The organism is Streptomyces sp. NPDC006207, assembly GCF_040613835.1.
Taxonomy (GTDB): domain Bacteria; phylum Actinomycetota; class Actinomycetes; order Streptomycetales; family Streptomycetaceae; genus Actinacidiphila.
In genome coordinates, this window is record NZ_JBEXSX010000028.1 from 30,340 (window position 1) to 49,750 (window position 19,411).

The following is a 19,411-nucleotide window of genomic DNA, read 5'->3' on the forward strand; positions in this document are numbered from 1 at the left end:
GGGGGCGTCGGGAATGCTTCGGCAAGGTGAACGCAAGGAATACGGAATACGAACTCCCGCTTTTCCCCATGTCGCCCGCGACGCCCCCCGACCGCCGCCTTCCCCGTTCGCATCCGCTTATATCCTCGTTCACTTGAACGTCATATCCGCTCCCTATGGTGATCGCCTCCGCCCCATGTGCCGTGCGCGTGTCCATGTGCGTCGAGGTGCCCGGGCGGCGTCTGTTGATCCGCGCGGGAAACCCATGCAGTTCTCCCCAGCGGCCGTGTCATTGTTGGGAGCAGCATGGTCAAGTTCCGGGCTGGATGGCTCGAGAAAAGATTGGACAACTCCGCGGGCGCGGATATTCCGATCGCTTCGGTTTCCGTGGCCGAGTGCGTCCGGTCCTGTGCGGTCCACGGCGGCAAGCTCGCCAAGAACCTGGACTGGAGAAAGGGCCAGCTCGCCGAGGCGATCCGGGAACTGCTGGCCCGGTACGCGGCCGCGATGACGGATCCGGGTGACGCCGCCGCACTCACCGGTGGGAAGAGCACCTGGCCGAAGTCGAACCCCGAGGTCTTCGACGCCCTGCTCGAGGTGGGCAACAAGGCCGTGGACGTGCAGGGCGCCGACGAGCTGCAGCTCGCGACGCGCATCACCGAGACGGTCCTCGGCGTCCGCAAGCAGTCCCGGGCCGGCTGGCGCCTGCGGGCGCGCCTGATGGACGCGCTCGGCGACGACGCGGCCACCATCGCCGCGTACGAGCGCTTCCTGGCGCTGACCCCCAACGACGACCTCAACATCGCGGGCCGCATCACCAAGCTGCGGGAGAGCGGCGAGCGCCTCGCGCGGACGCTGCAGCTGCTCCAGCAGGAGGCCCCCGGCTCCCGTGAGTTCGCGGGCGTCCCGGAGACCGAGCTGTGGGCCGAGGGCCTGGCCCTCAAGGACGCCGGCGACTGGGAGCGCGCCGAGCCCCGGCTCGTGGCCGCGCTCGTCGGGATGAGCGAGCAGGAGGGTTCCGCCACCTCGGTGCGCGCGGCGCTGACCGACTACGTGAACCTCCGTCTGGAGCGGGACCGCGGCCGGCTGGCCGGCTCGACCCAGCTGCTCGAGCTGTACGCCGACGACCGCCGGCTGCGCGAGCTGGACCCGATCCCGGACCCGGCGCTGACCGGTTCCGAGATGGTCGGCCTCAGCGACTTCCGCAACCTCATCGCGGGGAAGACGATCTGTCTGGTCGCCAACTCCCAGCGGGTGGGCTCCAGCACGATGGGTCAGGAGATCGACTCCTACGACCTCGTCGTCCGCTTCAACTCGTACCGGATCGAGGCGCCGGCCACCGGCACCAAGACCGACATCCACGCGACGATCCACCTGCACAACTTCAACTGGGACAAGAAGGTCCAGACGCGGCTGGTCTTCAGCGGCAGTCACCACCAGTGGCGCAACTCGGTCCGCCGCCGCCTGGTCCCCGGCGCCCAGCGCTACGTCGGCGACCGCACGCTGCGCTGGCCGGTGCGCGAGATCGGCAGGATCGGCGAGGACGTGATGCCGTCCATCCCCACCAGCGGTTTCAACATGCTGTGGCTGCTGGACTTCCTGGACGTCAACCCGAAGATCGACCTCATCGGGTTCGACTTCTACGACAGCGGTGCCTACCGCCTGCAGGAAGCGATGAAGCTCCCGATCGCCACCGCGCACGGCTACGCGGACGAGAAGGAATGGGTCATGGCCCGCGCCCAGGACGTCACTGAAATGAGGATATCGCTCCGATGACCGCCTCTGTCCCGGTTCCGGCACCCCGGAGCGAAACGCTGACCGGCAAGCGCCGCGTCGCCTTCGCGTCGTACGTCGACGAGAACTACCTGCCCGGCTTCCTCGCCCTGCTGCGCAGCCTGGCCCTGACCAACCCCGGCCTCTGCGAGGACTTCGTCGTCCTCTACGACGACCTGCAGCCGGCCTCGGTCACCGAGATCCGCAAGCTGCACCCGCGCGTGGTCATGCGCCGTGTCGTCCCCGAGCGCTACGACGGCTTCGTCAAGGGCGACCCGGAGAACTACCTGATCCGCAAGGCGTACTTCATCCTCGACGTCTTCCGGATCCGCGACTACGACACGGTCATCACGCTCGACACCGACATGGTCGTCCTCGGCGACCTGGGCGAGCTGCTTCGGATGCGGCACGGCGTCGGCGCGGTGCCGCAGTTCCTGCTGGACCAGTCGAAGCTCAACAGCGGTCTGCTGGTCATCCAGAAGGAGTACCTCACCGACGAGTTCTGCGCGCAGATCGACGCCGTCGGCACCTCCGGCACGTACGAGCTCGACAAGCACGACCAGGGCATCCTCAACGCCCTGCTCGCGGGCAAGTTCGTCAAGATCGACCCGCGCTACAACTTCGTCAAGCGGCGGCTGTCCGGCGACCGCTCCCCCGACGAGGAAGACGTCGTCATCCTGCACTTCACCGGCCGTCACAAGCCGTGGAACGGCGGCGAGCACGGCTACTCGGGCGCCGAGGCGGCGTGGCAGGAGTACGACCTCCCCCACGCGGACTTCGTCGAGCGCTTCCTGGCCCTGGAGGACGAGAAGCACCCGGACCTGCTGATCCACTTCGGCCGCCACCTCGTGGCGAGCGAGGGCCGGCACGACGGCGTCCGCGAGGTCGCCGAGGCGTACCTGTCCAAGGGCCGGTACGAGGACGCGGTGGAGATCCTCGGCCGCTCCCCCATCCCGGCCGACGAGAGCCGTTCCCACGAGCTGCTCGGCCAGGCCCTGATGTCGACCTCCCGCTACGAGGAGGCCACGGCCCACCTGCTGCTCTCCACGGCCCACGCCCCGGCCGCCGCCCGCCCCTTCGGCCGGCTGGCGAACATGGCGTGGATCCTGGGCGACAACACGGCCTCCCGCGAGTACGCCCTGGCCGGCCTCAACGCGGACGTCAGCGACCGCGCCTGCCGGATCTCGTACGAGCGCGCGGAGGCGATCGCCGCCCGCCCGGCCGAGACCGGCACCCCCTCCGAGCAGCTGGCGCACGTGGCGTTCTACATGGAGCGCCAGGGCAACGCGGGCGACAAGATCCTGCCCGAGACGGTCCGGCTCTGCTTCGGCCCGGACACCGGTGACCGCGGCTGGCACTCCATCCACGCGCACAAGCTGTTCGACGAGGCGGCCCTGGAGCGGGTGAACTCCCGCCGCGGCCTGGTCATCGGCGGCGGCGGACTGTTCATCCCGGACACCTCGCCGAACGGCAACAGCGCCTGGCAGTGGAACGTGCCGGACCGGCTGCTGGAGAAGATCGACGTCCCGCTGGCGGTCTTCGCGGTGGGCTACAACGCCTTCGACGGCCAGTCGTACACGCGCCGCCGGTTCGAGGAGAGCCTGCGGCTGCTGGTCTCCAAGTCGGCGTTCTTCGGTCTGCGCAACCACGGCTCGGTGGAGAAGGTCCGCGCGCTGCTCCCCGCGGAGCTGCAGGACCGGGTGCTCTTCCAGCCCTGCCCGACCACCGTCTCCCGCCAGTTGGTGCCCGGCTGGCAGGACCCGGTCGAGCGGGACGACACGGTGCTGATCAACTGCGCCTACGACCGCGCCGGGCTGCGCTTCGGCCACGACTACGACCACTTCCTCCGGGAGATGGCCACCGCGGTCCGTGCCATCGGCAAGCACGCCGAGGTCCGCTACGCCGCCCACGCGCTGGACGACGAGCGCTTCGTCTTCGACCTGCGGCGTGAGTACGGCATCTCGCTGCCGGTCGAGCCGATGTACGACTTCGACACCGACCAGCTGCGCACCGCCTTCGCGCGCACCAAGCTGGTGATCGGCATGCGCGGCCACGCGGGCATGATCCCGTTCGGCTGCGGCACGCCCATCATCAGCCTGATCTCCCACCCGAAGATGGCGTACTTCCTGTCCGACATCGAGCGCCCGGAGTGGGGCGTCTCGGTCCACGACCGGAACCTCGGCGCGATCCTCGCGGAGCGCTCCATCGGCATCCTGGACAACCTGTCGGCGACCGTCGCCGACGTCCACGGGCGCCAGGAGGCGCTGTGGAAGGTGACGCAGGACAACGTGGCGAAGCTGAAGACCGTCCTCGGCTGAGCCTCCCGGGGGAACCGGTCCTTCAGGAGGGGCGCCGTGTCGCGACACGGCGCCCCTCCGTCACGTGCTCCGGCGCCTTCGGGGGTCAGCCCAGCCAGCGGTTGAGCCGCAGGCGCGTCCACAGCAGGCTGGCGGCGAAGGAGAGCACCACGGTCCCGGTCACCAGCAGCGTGATCATGAGGACGGCGCCCAGCCAGCCCGCGTCGGCGGAGACGAGGTGCGGGGCGAGCGCCCGCAGGAACATCAGGTGCACCAGGTAGGCGCCGAAGGCCGCACCGCCGAGCCGGGACACCAGCGGGCGGAGGCGCTCCGGGATGCTGATCCGGTTGAGGGCCATCACCAGCGCGCCCGCCAGGAACGGCACGGCGAGGCCCGCGTAGGGCGAGGGGTAGTGCACCCAGTGCTCGTACGCGACCACCGCGGCCCACGCGCAGACCCCGGCCGCCAGCCACCTCAGCCGCCGGCGGCGGCCGGTGGTGGCCGCGAGCGGCAGCGCGAGCAGCGCGGATCCGGCGGCGGCGTACGCGACCTGGTACGGGGACAGGTTCCACTCGAAGTCGGGCAGGTTGACGTGGAGGACCTTGCCGAGGTCGCCCATGAAGGTCGGCGCGATGGCCAGCAGCACGAGCAGGCCGCCCAGGCCCCAGGGCCGCTTGCCCGCCTTTATCAGCGCGGCGAGCGAGAGCAGCAGGATCACCGGCACGTAGGCGTACAGGTACCAGAGGTGGTAGGCGGGCTGGATCGAGCCGAACAGCGACTCGAAGGCCAGCCGCTGCGTGGGACGGGAGTTGGTGTCCCGGATCCAGTCCCAGGCGAGGTACGCGGCGGTCCACACGCCCATCGGCACCACGATGCGGGTCAGCCGTCTGCGGACCTGCGTGCCGTCCCGGGGGGTCGCGCCGACCAGCACGACCCAGCCGGCGATCGCGAAGAACAGCGGCACCGCGCACCGGGTCAGCCCGTCCGAGACGAGCCCGGTCCAGTAGACGGGCCGGCCGCCGGAGGGCTCGCGGCCCACGGCGTTGAGGAGCTGGCCGGCGGCGTGGCAGACGATGACACCGATGGAGCACAGGACGCGCAGCAGGTCGATGTCGTATCTGTGCTCACGCGGCCGGGCGACGGGCGTGGTGGAGACCTCGCTCGTCCCGGTCGCGTGACCGGCGGTGAGGGCGGGGGCGGCGGTGGTCGTCTGGGCGGAGATCGGCGGTCACTCCCGGGTGCGCTCGCGGAGCTCGGCCAGGGTCCGGCCGGGCCGCGGGATCGGATGGTCGTGGACGGGGGCCCGGTCCGTCATCGCGGGCACGGTGGTCAGCGGGCCGGTGGGTGGGGCGGCACGGCCGTCCGTGACCGCCGGCCCCCACGCGCGGTCCATCCGCTCTGCGAACCGGGCGATGTCGAACAGTTCCTGGACCCCCGTGTACCCCGTTTCCCCGGCTTCCTCGCCGGGCACGTCCGCCGACCCGGTCCGGCCCACGGCCTCCGGCACCTCGGCGAAGACGGCGATGTGCATGGATCCATCCCGGTCGCTGTCCGATATCACCTGCCCCGGCAGACTATGGGACGCCATGGGGGGAGGCGGGTGCGAATGTGGTGAACACCGGCGTTCCCGGGGTGGCGTCCAGGTGAACCTGGCGTGGGGACGCGCTAGCGCCGCAGGTCACAGGGGGTGCCGTTGGTCATGCGCGGTTCGTCGGGGTGGTGTCCGCCGCCCGGATGTAGTCGCCGACCAGTGCGCCGAGCAGGGCGCCGGCGAGGAGGTCGTCCCGTAGGTGGTCGGCGGTGTAGAGCCGGGCGTGCATCACCTGGACCTGCATCCAGCGGTACTCGGCGGCGCGCCGCGGGGCCCAGGCGGTGAGGACGGCGACGGCCGCGGAGGAGAGCGCCGCGGGCGCCGCCGGGTAGGCGCAGGCGCAATCGGCGGCCGGGGTGGCCTTCCGGGCCGGGCCCAGGGCGGGATCGAGGGCGGAGGGGCGGGACCGCCGGTAGTGCCCGGCGAGCCCGCCGCTGATCGTGCCGGCCAGCTCCAGCGCCGCGTCCAGGCGGACCCGGGCGGCCTCGCCCTCGGCGCGGGGCATCAGTTCGCGCCGGTCGTCCAGGTACAGGCGCCAGATGTCCCGCTCCCCGTGGGCGGCGAGCCACGCGGCGGCCGTCCGGCCGGCGGCGGTGCGCGTACGGGCGAGACGGCGGACCTCCCCGAGTCCGGCGGCGCGTGCGGCTTCCGCGGGCGGATCGTGCATCTGGTCCGCCGCCCAGCGGACGAACGCCGGGTCGTCGCGGGCGGTGCCGTGCCCCGACCGCCACCGGGCGTAGAGCGCGTCGGCCGCCCGCTGCTGCGCGTCGAGCCGCGTGGTCCAGCCGCGCAGTTCGGCGTCCGGGAACAGCGGGGGCGGCGGGTCCTGCTCGATCCGCCGCACCGCGCCGCCCGCCCCGGGGTCCGCGGGGGCGGTGACGTGGGTGCCGATCAGGCCGAGGACCGCCGCGGCCACGGCGGCGACGGCGACGGCCGGGTACCGACGGCCCGTGCGGGGGGCCCGGGAGCGGACCGGCGCCCTGCGGTGGGCCGTGCTCACCACGCGGGTCCGGCCGGGCCGGGGACCCGGGCCTCCGGTTCGGCGCGCGTGGGGGCGTGGAAGCAGTACCGCACCAGGCGGCGCACGTCGTTGCCGGGCAGGCCCGGGACGAGCAGGGCCTGTCCCACGACGTACTTGCTGAGCGGCAGCGGCCGTACCCCCAGGCCCATCAGCAGCCGGTCGGCGGCGCCCGGACGGGGTCCGCCCTTGGTCTCGACGAGGACGAAGCCGTGGTTCAGTGCGGCCGTCGCCCGGCCGCGGTGGCAGGTGAGCCGGCCGTCGAGGGTGACCCGGCTGCCGGCCGCCAGGTCGGCGAGGGCCGCGCGGACGTAGCGGATCTCCCCGGCGGGGGACAGCAGCCCGGAGCGGACCGGGACCCCGGCGGCGCCGAGCACGTCGTCGACGAAGGCGGCCGCCCCGGCGCCGATGAGGCCGTACTCCCGGGCGGCCACGGTGCGGGCGTGCTTGACCGTGGCGCCGCGGCCGTCCTTGGTCTTGACCTCGACGCGGCACAGCCCGTCCTCGACGTAGAGCCGGGTGCGGACCTTCCAGCGGCGCCTGCGCCCCTGCACATGCGCGTACCAGGCGCCGAGCCCGGCTGTGTCGAAGTACGTGCTGCGGTACCCGGTGGTGCGGCGGCCACCGACGTCCAGCACGTGGTGCGTCGTCGCCAGGGCGGCGACCAGGCAGCGCGCCGACAGGGCCGGCAGCAGGTACTTGCGGTCGACCCGGTGCTGCAGTGCCGCGGCGGCGTCGACCTCGGCGAGGGTCGCCCCGCGCAGCCGGGCCAGTCCCAGCGCCTCGGCGAAGCCCTCCGGGCCGGTCACACGAGCCTGCTCTCGAGCAGGCTGTCCTGGCCGCCCCGTCCGGCGGCAGCCGGCCCCGCACCGTCGTCCGGCAGCCCCCAGCCCAGGGGCGAGTCGCCGCGGTAGCGGACCGAGACCCGGGTCGTCTCGCGCACGAAGTCGACCTCGTCCACGAGCACCGCCAGCGGTTCCTGGCCGAACCTCAGCACGACTTCCCGGTGGATCGCCGCGGGGTCGGCGTACAGGCGGTCCAGGGTGAGGCGCACCACCCGGGTCGGCCGGTGGGCGTGCGGGTCGTCGACGACCAGGACGGCCGCGAGCACCAGCACGTCCAGCGCCACGACGAACCAGATCTCCCGCTGCGGCAGGCCCCCGCACAGGGCGATCACCAGCGCCGTGAAGGTGTACGCGACGTCCCGGGCGGTGAAGGCGGTGCTGCGCAGCCGGACCAGGGAGAGCATCCCGAACAGCCCGAAGCCCACCCCGGCCGGGAACGAGCCCGCGCCCATCGCGCTCATCGCCGCGAACAGGCCGACGTTGAGCGCCGTCAGCACCAGCGGCATCTGCGGGGCCGGGCAGCCGCGCCGGTAGAGCAGGCCCACCAGCGCCATGAGGGACAGGACGTCCACTCCCCCGCGGGCGAGCAGGTCCCAGGGTCCGTGCGTCATGCGCGGCGCCGGGCGGGCGGGTGTGGTCCGGGCACGTGTTCCTCCGGGGGCTGGGTGGTGAGCCCGGGTCCCGGGGATCCGTCCATGGAAAGGGGGATGGGACGGCGGATCCCCGGGCCCGGGAGTCATCGGCGCGCGGGACGGACTACCGCGGCGGGGCGGGCGTCCCGGCGCCGTCCACCCACGCCGGACGATCCGTCCAGCGATGCCGGACGCTAGCCCCGCGCCCCCCACCGGGCAAGCCGCCCACCGGTACCTCCGGACGCCGGGCCGAACGGGAAACACCAGGCGGGAAGAGGGGACCCGGCGCCACGCACGCGTTGCGGCCATCGGACAATGACACCCGAAGGGGTGAGGGGAAGCCCGCTCCGATGACGCCGGACGAACCCCCCGCCACATCAGGGCGAATCACGGGTGAACGGGCACCCCGCCGGGCGGCTCCGGCGGCACCGCGGCCACCCCGGGCCACCGCGGCCACCGCGGCCCCCGGCGCCGCCCGGCGGACCGAGACCGTTCCGATACCGCCAGGCCCCGGGGAGTTGGGCGACCGTTCGGTTCCACGACACCCGTGTGCCCGATCATCACGCGGTGTCGAATGAAACAGCCGTGCGACTGCCGTTGCAGCGCAGTTCCGCCTCCCCCGGACACTCCGCCGACGCGCGGGAACACCGCTACGACATCGACCTGATGCGGTTGCTGTGCTCCGCCACCGTCATGCTGGGCCACGTGGGCTCCCAGTTCATCCGCTCGACCGGGAACGACGCGTCCCACGGGGCCGCGACGTACTGGGCGGGGCACGTGGCCGAGGCGGTCAACCCGTTCGCGGTGCCCATGTACTTCGCCATCGCCGGATGGGCGGTGCTGGTCGGCGCCCCGCCGCGGGACAGCGCCCGGATGTGGCAGAGGATCGTCCGCAACACCGTCCCGCTCTTCGCGTGGACGGCGGTCTACCTGGTGTGGGCCTGGCTCCGGGACCGCAACGAGCGGCCCATGACCGAGCTCGCGAGGGACTCCCTCATCGGCTCCGTGCAGCCCGCCTACCACCTGTGGTTCATGTACAACTACATCCCCATCATCGTGCTGCTCGCCTTCGCGATGCTGATCAAGGACGGCAAGCGGCCCTGGGGGCTGGGGGCGGTGCTGCTGGGCATCGCGGTCCTGCCGAGCGTCCTGGCCCTGGTCGGGGACCTGACCCACACCGACCTGCCCCCCGTGGCCTGGGGCTTCGGCACCTACTCCCTGGTGTACGCGGTCGGCGGCGCCATGCTCTTCGCCCTGCCGGCCGGCGCCGTCCCGTGGCGCCGGTGGCTGGTCGTACTGCTGCCGCTCACCATGGCCGGGTGCCTCTGGTACAACACGCGGGTCCACTACGTGATCCCCAACGCCCACCTCTTCGTGGCCGCGATGAGCGTCTGCGTCCTGCTGCTGGTCAGCCGGATCCGCATCCCGGAGCGTTTCAAGCCGCGCCTGAAGCACCTGGCCGGCGCGGCGCTGGGCGCGTACATGGTGCACGTGCTCTTCGTCGAGGAACTGGTCCACCGCGTGGTCTCGCCGGACCTGAGCGGACCGGTGGCCGCGGTGCTGCTGGTCGGGCTGGTCCTGGCGGTGATGGTGCTGTCGTTCTCCACCAGCCTGCTGTGGGGCCGGCTGAACCTGCGGCGCCTGCTGGGCTGAACCGCGGGAGGCCTCCGGAGCGAAAGGGCCCCGTCCGCGCACCTCGACCTCGCGCGGACGGGGCCCTTTCGCGTCCCTGGAGGCTTCAGCTGTCCAGGACCGTGGTCAGCAACTCCGCCGTCCACGCGAGCAGTTCCCGGCCGACCACCGGCTTGCCGCCGATCCGCGCCGTGGTGGGGCGCGGCACCAGGATCTGCCTGGCCGCCTGCTTCACGACCGTGCGGGGGTAGAGGCGGTTCAGCCGCAGCTCCTGCGACTCGCGCAACTCGACGGGCGAGAAGCGCACGTTGCTGCCCTGCAGGGTGATGTCGCAGACCCCCAGACGGCGGGCCAGCAGCCGCAGCCCGGCGACCAGCAGCAGGTTCTCCACCGGCTCCGGGAGCTTGCCGTACCGGTCGGTGAGCTCCTCGCGGACGGCCTTGACGTCCTCCTCGGAGTTCACCGCGGCGATCGACCGGTACGCCTGCAGACGCAGCCGCTCGCCGGGCGCGTAGTCGTGCGGGACGTGCGCGTCGACCGGCAGCTCGATCTTCACCTCCAGCGGGGCCTCCTCGACCTCGCCGCCGCCTTCCTCCAGGCCGGCCCGGTAGTCGGCCACGGCCTCGCCGACCATGCGGATGTACAGGTCGAAGCCGACGCCCGCGATGTGGCCGGACTGCTCGCCGCCGAGCAGATTGCCCGCGCCGCGGATCTCCAGGTCCTTCATGGCGACGTACATGCCGGCGCCCATCTCGGTGTGCTGGGCGATCGTCGCCAGCCGCTCGTGGGCGGTCTCGGTGAGCGGCTTCTCCGGCGGGTACAGGAAGTAGGCGTAACCGCGCTCACGGCTGCGGCCGACCCGGCCGCGCAGCTGGTGCAGCTGGGAGAGGCCGAAGTTGTCGCCCCGCTCGACGATGAGGGTGTTGGCGTTGGAGATGTCGATGCCCGACTCGACGATCGTCGTGGAGACCAGCACGTCGAACTTCTTCTCCCAGAAGTCCACCACGACCTGCTCCAGCGCCGACTCGCCCATCTGCCCGTGCGCGGTGGCGATCCGCGCCTCGGGGACCAGGTCGCGCAGCCGCGCGGCGGCCTTGTCGATGCTCTCCACCCGGTTGTGGATGTAGAAGGCCTGGCCCTCGCGCAGCAGTTCGCGGCGGACCGCGGCGGCGATCTGCTTCTCCTCGTACGGGCCGACGAAGGTCAGCACCGGGTGCCGCTCCTCCGGCGGGGTGGTGATCGTCGACATCTCGCGGATGCCCGTGACCGCCATCTCCAGCGTGCGCGGGATGGGCGTGGCGGACATGGTCAGCACGTCGACGTTGGCGCGGAGCTTCTTCAGCTGCTCCTTGTGCTCCACGCCGAAGCGCTGCTCCTCGTCGACGATGACCAGGCCCAGGTCCTTGAACTTGGTCTCCGACGAGAACAGGCGGTGGGTGCCGATGACGACGTCCACGGACCCCTCGCGCAGGCCCTCCAGGACCGCCTTGGCCTCGCTGTCGCTCTGGAACCGGGACAGCGCCTTCACCACGACCGGGAACTGCGAGTAGCGCTCGGAGAAGGTGCCGAAGTGCTGCTGCACCAGCAGTGTGGTGGGCACCAGGACGGCGACCTGCTTGCCGTCCTGCACCGCCTTGAAGGCCGCCCGCACCGCGATCTCGGTCTTGCCGTAGCCGACGTCGCCGCAGATCAGCCGGTCCATCGGGACCGACTTCTCCATGTCCTCCTTGACCTCGGCGATCGTCGTGAGCTGGTCCGGGGTCTCCGCGTACGGGAACGCGTCCTCCAGCTCCCGCTGCCAGGGGGTGTCCGGCGCGAAGCTGTGGCCGGGCGCGGCCATGCGGGCGGAGTACAGCCGGATCAGGTCCGCGGCGATCTCCTTGACCGCCTTCTTCGCGCGCGCCTTGGTCTTCGTCCAGTCCGCCCCGCCCAGGCGGTGCAGCGAGGGCGCCTCGCCGCCGACGTACTTGGTGATCTGCTCCAGCTGGTCGGTCGGCACGAACAGCCGGTCGCCCGGCTGGCCCTTCTTCGCGGGGGCGTACTCGACCACCAGGTACTCGCGCGTGGCGCCCTGGACGGTGCGCTGCACCATCTCCACATAGCGGCCTACGCCGTGCTGCTCGTGCACGATGAAGTCGCCCGCCTGCAGCGTCAGCGGGTCGATGGTCTTGCGGCGCCGGGACGGCATGCGGCCCATGTCCTTGGTGGAGGACTTCTGGCCGGACAGGTCGGTCTCGGTGAGCACCGCGATCTTCAGGGCCGGGTCGACGAAGCCGCTCTCCAGCGAGCCGCAGGCCACATGGACCACGGAGGGCTCGACCGGCCCGTCCAGCCCCGTGTCGAGGCGCGCGGCGATGCCCTCGTTGCCCAGCACCTCCACGATGCGGGCGGCGGGACCGTGGCCCTCGGTGACGTAGACCACGCGCCAGCCGTCGGCGAGCCAGCCCTTGGTGTCGGCCAGCGCCCGGGCGGTGTCGCCCCGGTAGACCTCGGGGGCGTGCATGCCGAGCTTGAGGGTGTCGCCCTCGTCGTCCGGTGTTCCCTCGTCCGCCGCGAACGGGCTCACCGACCACCAGGGGACGCCGAGCTCACGGGCCCGGTCGCGCACGTCGGCGATGCTCCACAGCGAGGCCGCGCCCAGGTCGATCGGGGCCTCACCGCCCCCGGCGGAGGCCGCCCAGGAGGCCTCCAGGAACTCCCGGCTGGTCGCCACGAGGTCGGCGGCCCGGGTACGGACCCGCTCCGGGTCGCAGACCACGGTCATCGACCCGGCCGGCAGCACGTCCAGCAGCAGCTCCATGTCGTCCACCAGCACCGGGGCGAGGGACTCCATGCCCTCCACGGCGATGCCCTGGGCGATCTTGTCCAGCAGTTCGCGCAGCTGCGGGTGCTCCTCGGCCAGCTCGGCGGCGCGCGCCCGCACCTCGTCGGTGAGCAGCAGCTCCCGGCAGGGCGGCGCCCACAGGCCGTGCTCTGCGACCTCCAGCGAGCGCTGGTCGGCCACCTTGAAGTAGCGGATCTCCTCGACGTCGTCGCCCCAGAACTCCACCCGGAGCGGATGCTCCTCGGTGGGCGGGAAGACGTCCAGGATCCCGCCGCGCACGGCGAACTCGCCGCGCTTCTCCACCAGCTCCACCCGGGCGTACGCGGCGGCCGCCAGGGCGTCCACGACGTCGTTCAGATCGGCGGTCGTCCCGGTGCGCAGGGCCACCGGGACCAGATCGCCCAGACCCTTGACCTGCGGCTGCAGCACGGAGCGGATCGGTGCGACCACGACGCGTACCGGGCCGGCGGTCGGGTCGTCCTTGCTGGGGTGCGCCAGCCGGCGCAGCACGGCCAGGCGGCGGCCCACGGTGTCCGAGCGGGGCGACAGCCGCTCGTGCGGCAGCGTCTCCCAGGCCGGGTACTCCACGACGGAGTCCTCGGGCAGCAGCGACTGGAGGGCCGCGACCAGGTCCTCGGCCTCACGGCCGGTCGCCGTCACCGCCAGCAGGGTGCGGCCGGCGCGGGCCGCGAGCGCGGCCAGGGCCAGCGGGCGGGCGGCGGGCGGACCCACCAGGTCGACGTGCGGGCGGTTGCCGTCCGCGGCACCGCGGACCGCCTCCGCGAGCGCGGGGTCGTCCACGACGACGTCGAGCAGACCGTTCAGGCTCATGTGGCTTTCCGTCCCAGAGGCAGACAGGCGGGGCAACGCGAACAGCCCGACGCGTCGAACGAGCCGGGGTGTCCCAGCGTACGACGCTCCGCGGACACCCGGCGCCGCAACCTGTCCGGGGTCGTTTGCGCGCGGGCCCCCGGGGTGGCCGTGGGGGGGTGCTCCCACCCTCCCGCCCGATTGCCCGGCGCGGTCAGTGACCGCCTCGCGCGGTCGTTGTGGGGTCGGTGCCGCGCCGGCGTACGCCCCCAGCCTTCGGCCGGGGGGACCCCCACCTCGGGGCTCGCGGTTCACCCCCACGTCATTCGGCGCCGGGTTCCCCGCTCGTCCCCTGCGGGGGCACCCCGCCACACCCCCTCCTGCCGGTTGGGGCGACTAACGGCCGGATGGGGTGAGAAGGCGGTCCGGGGTTGCCGCAAGTGCCCCACTGACCCCCACCGGTCGTCATGCGCCCCGACAACGGGAGGGGGTGTGGCGAGGTGCGCCCATGGGGGTCCCCCCGGCCGAAGGCTGGCAGAGACGAGCGGCGAACCCGGTACGCAACGACGTGGACGTAAACCGCGAGCGCTGTGGGGGTCCCCCCGGCCGAAGGCTGGGGGAGTGCGCCGGCGCGGCACCGACCCCGAACCAACAGAGCGCAGGCCCGCACTGACCGCGCCGGGCAATCGGGCGGGCGGGCGGGTGGACGCCCGCCGCAGGCGCAAACAACCCGCACACGGCGACGGCCCCGGGGCGCACGAGGCGCACCCGGGGCCATGGGCCGCAAGGCCTACTCCGTGGCGATCGCGCCCAGCACGTTCATCCGCCCCGCCCGGAACGCCGGCACCAGCGCCGCGACGAGTCCGACGAAGGCCGAGCCGATGAAGACGGTGATGATCGTCGGCCAGGGGATCTCCAGGATCCCGAGCCCCTGGAGCGCCAGCAGCTGCTGGGCCGAGGCGCCCCAGCCCATGCCGAGGCCGAGGCCGAGCACCGCGCCGAAGAGGGCGATGACGATCGACTCCAGGCGGATCATGCGCCGCAGCTGCCGCCGCGACATGCCGATCGCCCGCATGAGGCCGATCTCCCGGGTGCGCTCCACCACCGACAGGGCGAGGGTGTTCACGACGCCCAGGATCGCGACGATGATCGCCAGGGCCAGCAGGCCGTAGATCAGGTTGAGCAGCTGGCCGATCTGGTCCTTGAGCAGTTGCTTGTAGTCGGCCTGGTTGCGGACCTGGACCTGCGGGAAGTCGTGCAGCGCCTTCTTCAGCCCGGCGTAGGCCGCGTCCTGCTGCCCGTCCTTGGCGGCGGCGAACATGATGTCGTTGATCGGCATCCGGTCGGCCGGCACGTAGCGCGCCGCGGTCGTGATGTTGGTGTACATCGCGCCCTGGTCGAAGACGGTGTCCGCTGAGGTGATGGCGGCGACCGTCAGTGTGGCGGTCTCGCCGTGCGCGAAGCGGACGGCGAGCTCGTCCCCGAGCTTGACCTTGTGCTTGTCGGCGAAGTTCTCGCCGACCGACATCGCGTTGGTGCCGTAGGCGGCCGACAGCTCGCCGGCGACCGTCTTGACCTGGAGGTCCTGGGCGTATGTCGGGTCCGCGGCGGACAGGGAGGTGTCGGACACCGACCCGTCGGGGGCGGTGAGCTTGACGTCGAGGGACTTGTAGTCGGTGACGTGGGCGAGGTGCGGCGCGGCCTTGATGGCCCGCTCGATCTGCGGGGTGATCGGCTGGCCGCTGTCGGAGGCGATGATGAAGTCCGCGCCGACCGACTTGTCGAGCTGGTCGGTCGCCGAGGCCACCATGGAGGAGCCGACCACCGACAGTCCGGCGACGAGCGCGAGGCCGATCATGAGGGCGGCGGCGGTGGCGCCGGTGCGCCGGGGGTTGCGCAACGCGTTGCGCTCGGCGAGGCGGCCGACCGGGCCGAAGGCCCGCAGGACGCCCGCGCTGATCACCCGGACGACGACGCCGGCGAGCAGCGGCCCGACGACCACGAAGCCGACCAGGGTGAGCAGGATGCCGAGGCCGAGGAACATCGAGCCGTCCGCGGCCTTGGTGGCCTGCACGGCGGCGACGAGGGCGGCGGCACCCGCGAGGGTGAGGACGAGGCCGATCGCGGCGCGCACCCTGCCGGCGCGGGCGTCGGCGGGGGTGCCGGCGTCGCGCAGCGCGGCCATCGGGGAGACCTTGCCGGCCCGCCGGGCGGGCAGGTAGGCCGCGAGGACGGTCACCACGACGCCGAGGACGAGCCCGATGACCGGGGTGGAGGCCTTGATCGTCAGGGAGGAGGTGTCGAGGTTCATGCCCACGCTGCCCATGAGGTTCATGAGCAGGACGGCGAGCCCGACGCCGCCGCCGATGCCGAGCACGGAGCCCACCACGCCGAGCAGCAGGGCCTCGACCAGCACCGAGCGGTTGACCTGGCTGCGGCTGGCGCCGATGGCCCGCATCAGGCCGATCTCCCGGGTGCGCTGGGCGACCAGCATCGAGAAGGTGTTGACGATGAGGAAGACGCCGACGAGGACGGCGATCCCGGCGAAGCCGAGCATCGCGTACTTGATGACGTCGAGGAAGCCGGCGATGTCCTTCTGGTTCTCGGCGGTCCACTCGGCCTGGGTCTGCACCTTGTAGCCGGCGGTGGAGCCGAGGGCGGCGGTGACGTTCTTCTTCAGCTGCTCGTCGCTGACCCCGGGCTTCGCGGTCAGGCCGACGCTGCTGAAGACGTCCTTGGCGCCGAGCACCTTGGTCTGGGTGGTGGCGGTGTCGAAGTAGAAGATCGCCGCACCGGGGTTGGTGACCTTGAAGGTGGCGATGCCGGTGATCCGGGCGTGGAACTCGCCGGGGATGGCGATCACGCGCAGTTCGTCGCCCAGTTCGAGGTGCTTCTTGTCGGCGGTGTCGGCGTCGACCATCACCTCGGTGGGACCGCGCGGGGCGTGGCCGGAGGTGACGTCGACCGAACGCAGCTCCGTGGAGTCCCAGTTCGTGGCGATGGTGGGGGCGCCGGAGGTCGGGCCGAGGTTCTCGCCGGCGGCGTCGGTGACGGTCAGGGTCTGGCTGTTGGCCTCGCCCGTCGCGGACTTGACGCCGTCGACCTCCTTCAGCCGCGCGACCGTGGCGGCCGGCACGGTGGCCGCCTTGGTGGTCATCTGCATCTCGTCGTCGCTGGGCGCGCCCTTGGGCGTGACCGTGACGTCCGAGGCGGTGGCGGCGAAGAGCTTGTCGAAGGTGGAGGTCATGGTGTCGGTGAAGACGAGCGTGCCGCAGACGAAGCCCACCGACAGCAGGACGGCGATGGCGGACAGCGCCATGCGTCCCTTGTGCGCGACGAAGTTGCGCATCGAGGTCTTGACGACGGTCACGACGTCCTCCCGCGGGCGTCGAAGTCCTTCATGCGCTCCAGGACGGAGTCGGCCGTCGGGTCGCGCATCTCGTCGACGATCCGGCCGTCGGCGAGGTAGAGGACGCGGTCGGCGTACGAGGCGGCGACCGGGTCGTGCGTCACCATGACGATGGTCTGGCCGAGTTCGTCGACCGAGCGGCGCAGGAAGCCGAGGATCTCGGCGCCGGCGCGCGAGTCGAGGTTGCCGGTCGGCTCGTCACCGAAGATGATCTCCGGCCGGGCGGCGAGGGCGCGGGCCACCGCGACGCGCTGCTGCTGACCGCCGGAGAGCTGGCCGGGCCGGTGCTTGAGGCGTCCGGCCAGGCCGACGGTCTCCACGACCCGCTGCAGCCACTGGGGGTCGGCCTTGCGGCCGGCGATGTCCATGGGCAGCGTGATGTTCTCGGCCGCGTTCAGGGTCGGCAGCAGGTTGAAGGCCTGGAAGATGAAGCCGATCTTGTCCCGCCGCAGCTGGGTGAGCTTCTTGTCCTTCAGCTTGGTGATCTCGGTCTCACCGACCCAGATCCGGCCGTCGGTCACGGTGTCGAGACCGGCGAGGCAGTGCATCAGGGTCGACTTGCCGGAGCCGGAGGGCCCCATGATCGCGGTGAAGCGGCCGCGGTCGATGTCGACGTCGACCGCGTCCAGGGCCACGACCCGGGTCTCGCCCGAGCCGTACGCCTTGGTGACCTGACGGGCCCGGGCGGCCACGGCCGTACGTTCTCCGCTGCCCCCGGACTTGGGAATCGATACTGCCGTTGTCACTGGACTGCTCCTGTTCGAGTGGTCGTCGCCGCCGTTTCGGGGCGGGCTGCGTCGCCTACCAAGACTGGCTTCGGGGAGGGGGCCGGGACGATGGTGCGGGTCTCCGTATCGGCCCGGGGGTTAGCCCCACCAGAAGGCTAGGGAGCCCAGGAGGGCTCCCTCGTCCTCCGCCGGTACGAACCGGGGGTAGGAGAAAGTTCGGTGGGACCCCTAGGGGGACTGCACCTTTCGGCGGACCCGGCTCGGGGTCGAGCCTGCACCCTCCGGTCGCGGGAGGTTCAAGCCCTGCCGTCCGGCCTGCGGGAACCCCCTGTGCGCGCGGGGGCCCGGCATGAAATCGTGTGTCGTACACACAACCAGGGGGTCCCGTGGAGCGCACCGAGCAGACCGCGACCGCAGCCGCCACCGCTTCCGGGACGGGGCCGCAGCGGCGCGGCCCGGTGGTCGCCGCGCTGATGATGGCCATGGCGCTGGCGGCGATGGACTCCACGATCATCTCCACCGCGGTGCCGCAGATCGTCGGCGAGCTGGGCGGCTTCTCCGTCTTCTCCTGGCTCTTCTCCGGCTACCTGCTCGCGGTCACGGTGACCCTCCCGGTCTACGGCAAGCTCGCCGACACCTTCGGCCGCAAGCCCGTGCTGCTGACCGGCATCGGGATCTTCCTGCTCGGTTCCGTGCTGTGCGCCGGGGCGTGGAACATGGCCGGCCTGATCGCCTTCCGCATCGTGCAGGGGCTCGGCGGCGGCGCCATCCAGGGGACCGTGCAGACGATCGCCGGCGACCTGTACCCGCTCAAGGAGCGCGGCCGCATCCAGGCGGCGATCTCCACGGTCTGGGCGGTCTCCGCCGTCCTCGGGCCGCTGTGCGGCGGGCTGTTCGCCGGCTACGCCAGCTGGCGCTGGATCTTCCTGATCAACCTGCCCGTCGGGGCGGTCGCGCTCCTGCTCATCTCCCGTCATCTGCGCGAGCGGGTCGGCGAGCGGACCCGGCACCGCGTGGACTGGCCCGGCGCGCTGCTGCTCTTCCTCTCCGGCGGGCTGCTGATCACCGGCCTCGTGCAGGGCGGGCCCGCCCGGTGGTGGCTGCTCGGCGGCAGCCTCGTCCTGGGCGCCCTCACCGTGTGGGCCGAGCGCCGGGCCGCCGAGCCGATCATCCCCGGCTGGGTCTGGCGGCGCCGGGTGATCGTCGCCGTCAACCTGGCCCTCGGCATGCTCGGCGTCCTCATGGTGGCCCCGACGGTCTTCCTCCCCACGTACGCCCAGACCGTGCTCGGGCTCGGGCCGATAGCGGCGGGCTTCGTGCTGTCGGTGATGACGCTCAGCTGGCCGCTGTCCGCCGCCCTCAGCAACCGCGTCTACCTGCGCATCGGCTTCCGCAACACCGCCGCCCTGGGCATGGCGGCCGCCACCGTCGTCCTCGTCGTACTGGTGCTGCTCCCGTACGCCGGTCCCGCCTGGCAGCCCACCCTGGTGATGCTGCTGCTCGGTGCCGCCCTCGGGCTCTTCCAGCTCCCCCTGATCGTCGGCGTGCAGTCCACCGTCCCGTGGAGCGAACGGGCCACCGCCACCTCGTCGATCCTCTTCTGCCGCCAGGTCGGCCAGAGCGTCGGCGCGGCCGTCTTCGGCGCCGTCGCCAACGCCACCCTCGCCTCCCGCCTGCACGGCTCGGGCACCGACCTCGACTCCATCGCCGGCGCCGCACACATCGACGACCACGTGCGCCGCGCCGTCGCGGCGGCGGTCAACCACGTGTACGCCGGCGCGGCCGTCGCGGCGGTCCTGTCCCTGGCCGCCGTCCTCCTGGTGGCGCCCCGCCGCTTCCCGGTCCTGGAGGAGGACCCGGCGGTACGGTGACG

12 protein-coding genes are annotated in these 19,411 nt (G+C 72.3%); 4 read left to right on the forward strand and 8 right to left on the reverse strand.

Annotated features, from left to right (window positions below):
* Positions 1–366 precede the first annotated feature (366 nt).
* A complete protein-coding gene (locus tag ABZ312_RS22800; protein WP_500328685.1) occupies positions 367–1,755 on the forward strand; it encodes a glycosyltransferase family 29 protein in 1,389 nt (462 codons plus the stop codon).
* Positions 1,752–4,070: a glycosyltransferase gene (locus tag ABZ312_RS22805; RefSeq protein ID WP_500328686.1), complete on the forward strand. Its 2,319-nt coding sequence runs from the start codon at positions 1,752–1,754 to the stop codon at positions 4,068–4,070. Before ABZ312_RS22800 ends, ABZ312_RS22805 begins: the two co-directional genes overlap by 4 nt.
* An 85-nt stretch (positions 4,071–4,155) precedes the next feature.
* Here the strand turns inward: ABZ312_RS22805 and ABZ312_RS22810 are convergent, their stop codons facing one another.
* The 5 genes from ABZ312_RS22810 to ABZ312_RS22830 form a co-directional block, all read right to left on the reverse strand.
* Positions 4,156–5,271, reverse strand: coding sequence for an acyltransferase (locus tag ABZ312_RS22810; RefSeq protein ID WP_500359968.1), 1,116 nt, complete (start codon positions 5,269–5,271; stop codon positions 4,156–4,158).
* Between the two features lie 6 nt (positions 5,272–5,277).
* Positions 5,278–5,580, reverse strand: a complete 303-nt coding sequence (locus ABZ312_RS22815; RefSeq protein ID WP_500328687.1) for a hypothetical protein — start codon at positions 5,578–5,580, stop codon at positions 5,278–5,280.
* Positions 5,581–5,746: 166 nt separating this feature from the next.
* Positions 5,747–6,640 carry a hypothetical protein gene (locus ABZ312_RS22820; protein WP_500438638.1) on the reverse strand — a complete coding sequence of 298 codons (894 nt, stop codon included), beginning with the start codon at positions 6,638–6,640 and terminating at the stop codon, positions 5,747–5,749.
* A complete protein-coding gene (locus tag ABZ312_RS22825) occupies positions 6,637–7,467 on the reverse strand; it encodes a polyphosphate polymerase domain-containing protein (RefSeq protein ID WP_500438639.1) in 831 nt (276 codons plus the stop codon). Before ABZ312_RS22825 ends, ABZ312_RS22820 begins: the two co-directional genes overlap by 4 nt.
* A complete protein-coding gene (locus ABZ312_RS22830; protein WP_500438640.1) occupies positions 7,464–8,114 on the reverse strand; it encodes a DUF4956 domain-containing protein in 651 nt (216 codons plus the stop codon). Before ABZ312_RS22830 ends, ABZ312_RS22825 begins: the two co-directional genes overlap by 4 nt.
* 588 nt (positions 8,115–8,702) lie before the next feature.
* On the opposite strand from ABZ312_RS22830, the gene ABZ312_RS22835 reads away from it, so the two are divergent.
* A complete protein-coding gene (locus ABZ312_RS22835) occupies positions 8,703–9,788 on the forward strand; it encodes an acyltransferase (RefSeq protein WP_500359966.1) in 1,086 nt (361 codons plus the stop codon).
* An 85-nt stretch (positions 9,789–9,873) separates the two neighbouring features.
* On the opposite strand, the gene mfd is transcribed toward ABZ312_RS22835, so the two are convergent.
* The 3 genes from mfd to ABZ312_RS22850 form a co-directional block, all read right to left on the reverse strand.
* Positions 9,874–13,422, reverse strand: a complete 3,549-nt coding sequence (mfd, locus tag ABZ312_RS22840; protein ID WP_500328692.1) for a transcription-repair coupling factor — start codon at positions 13,420–13,422, stop codon at positions 9,874–9,876.
* 769 nt (positions 13,423–14,191) lie between these two features.
* On the reverse strand, positions 14,192–16,771 hold the full coding sequence (locus ABZ312_RS22845) for an ABC transporter permease (RefSeq protein WP_500328693.1): 2,580 nt from the start codon (positions 16,769–16,771) through the stop codon (positions 14,192–14,194).
* Positions 16,768–17,556 carry an ABC transporter ATP-binding protein gene (locus tag ABZ312_RS22850; RefSeq protein ID WP_499512247.1) on the reverse strand — a complete coding sequence of 263 codons (789 nt, stop codon included), beginning with the start codon at positions 17,554–17,556 and terminating at the stop codon, positions 16,768–16,770. Before ABZ312_RS22850 ends, ABZ312_RS22845 begins: the two co-directional genes overlap by 4 nt.
* Positions 17,557–17,924: 368 nt before the next feature.
* Between ABZ312_RS22850 and ABZ312_RS22855 the strand changes: the two genes are divergently transcribed.
* The gene (locus tag ABZ312_RS22855) at positions 17,925–19,409 is read left to right on the forward strand and encodes an MFS transporter (protein WP_500328694.1); all 1,485 of its coding nucleotides are present in this window, start codon (positions 17,925–17,927) and stop codon (positions 19,407–19,409) included.
* Positions 19,410–19,411 lie beyond the last annotated feature (2 nt).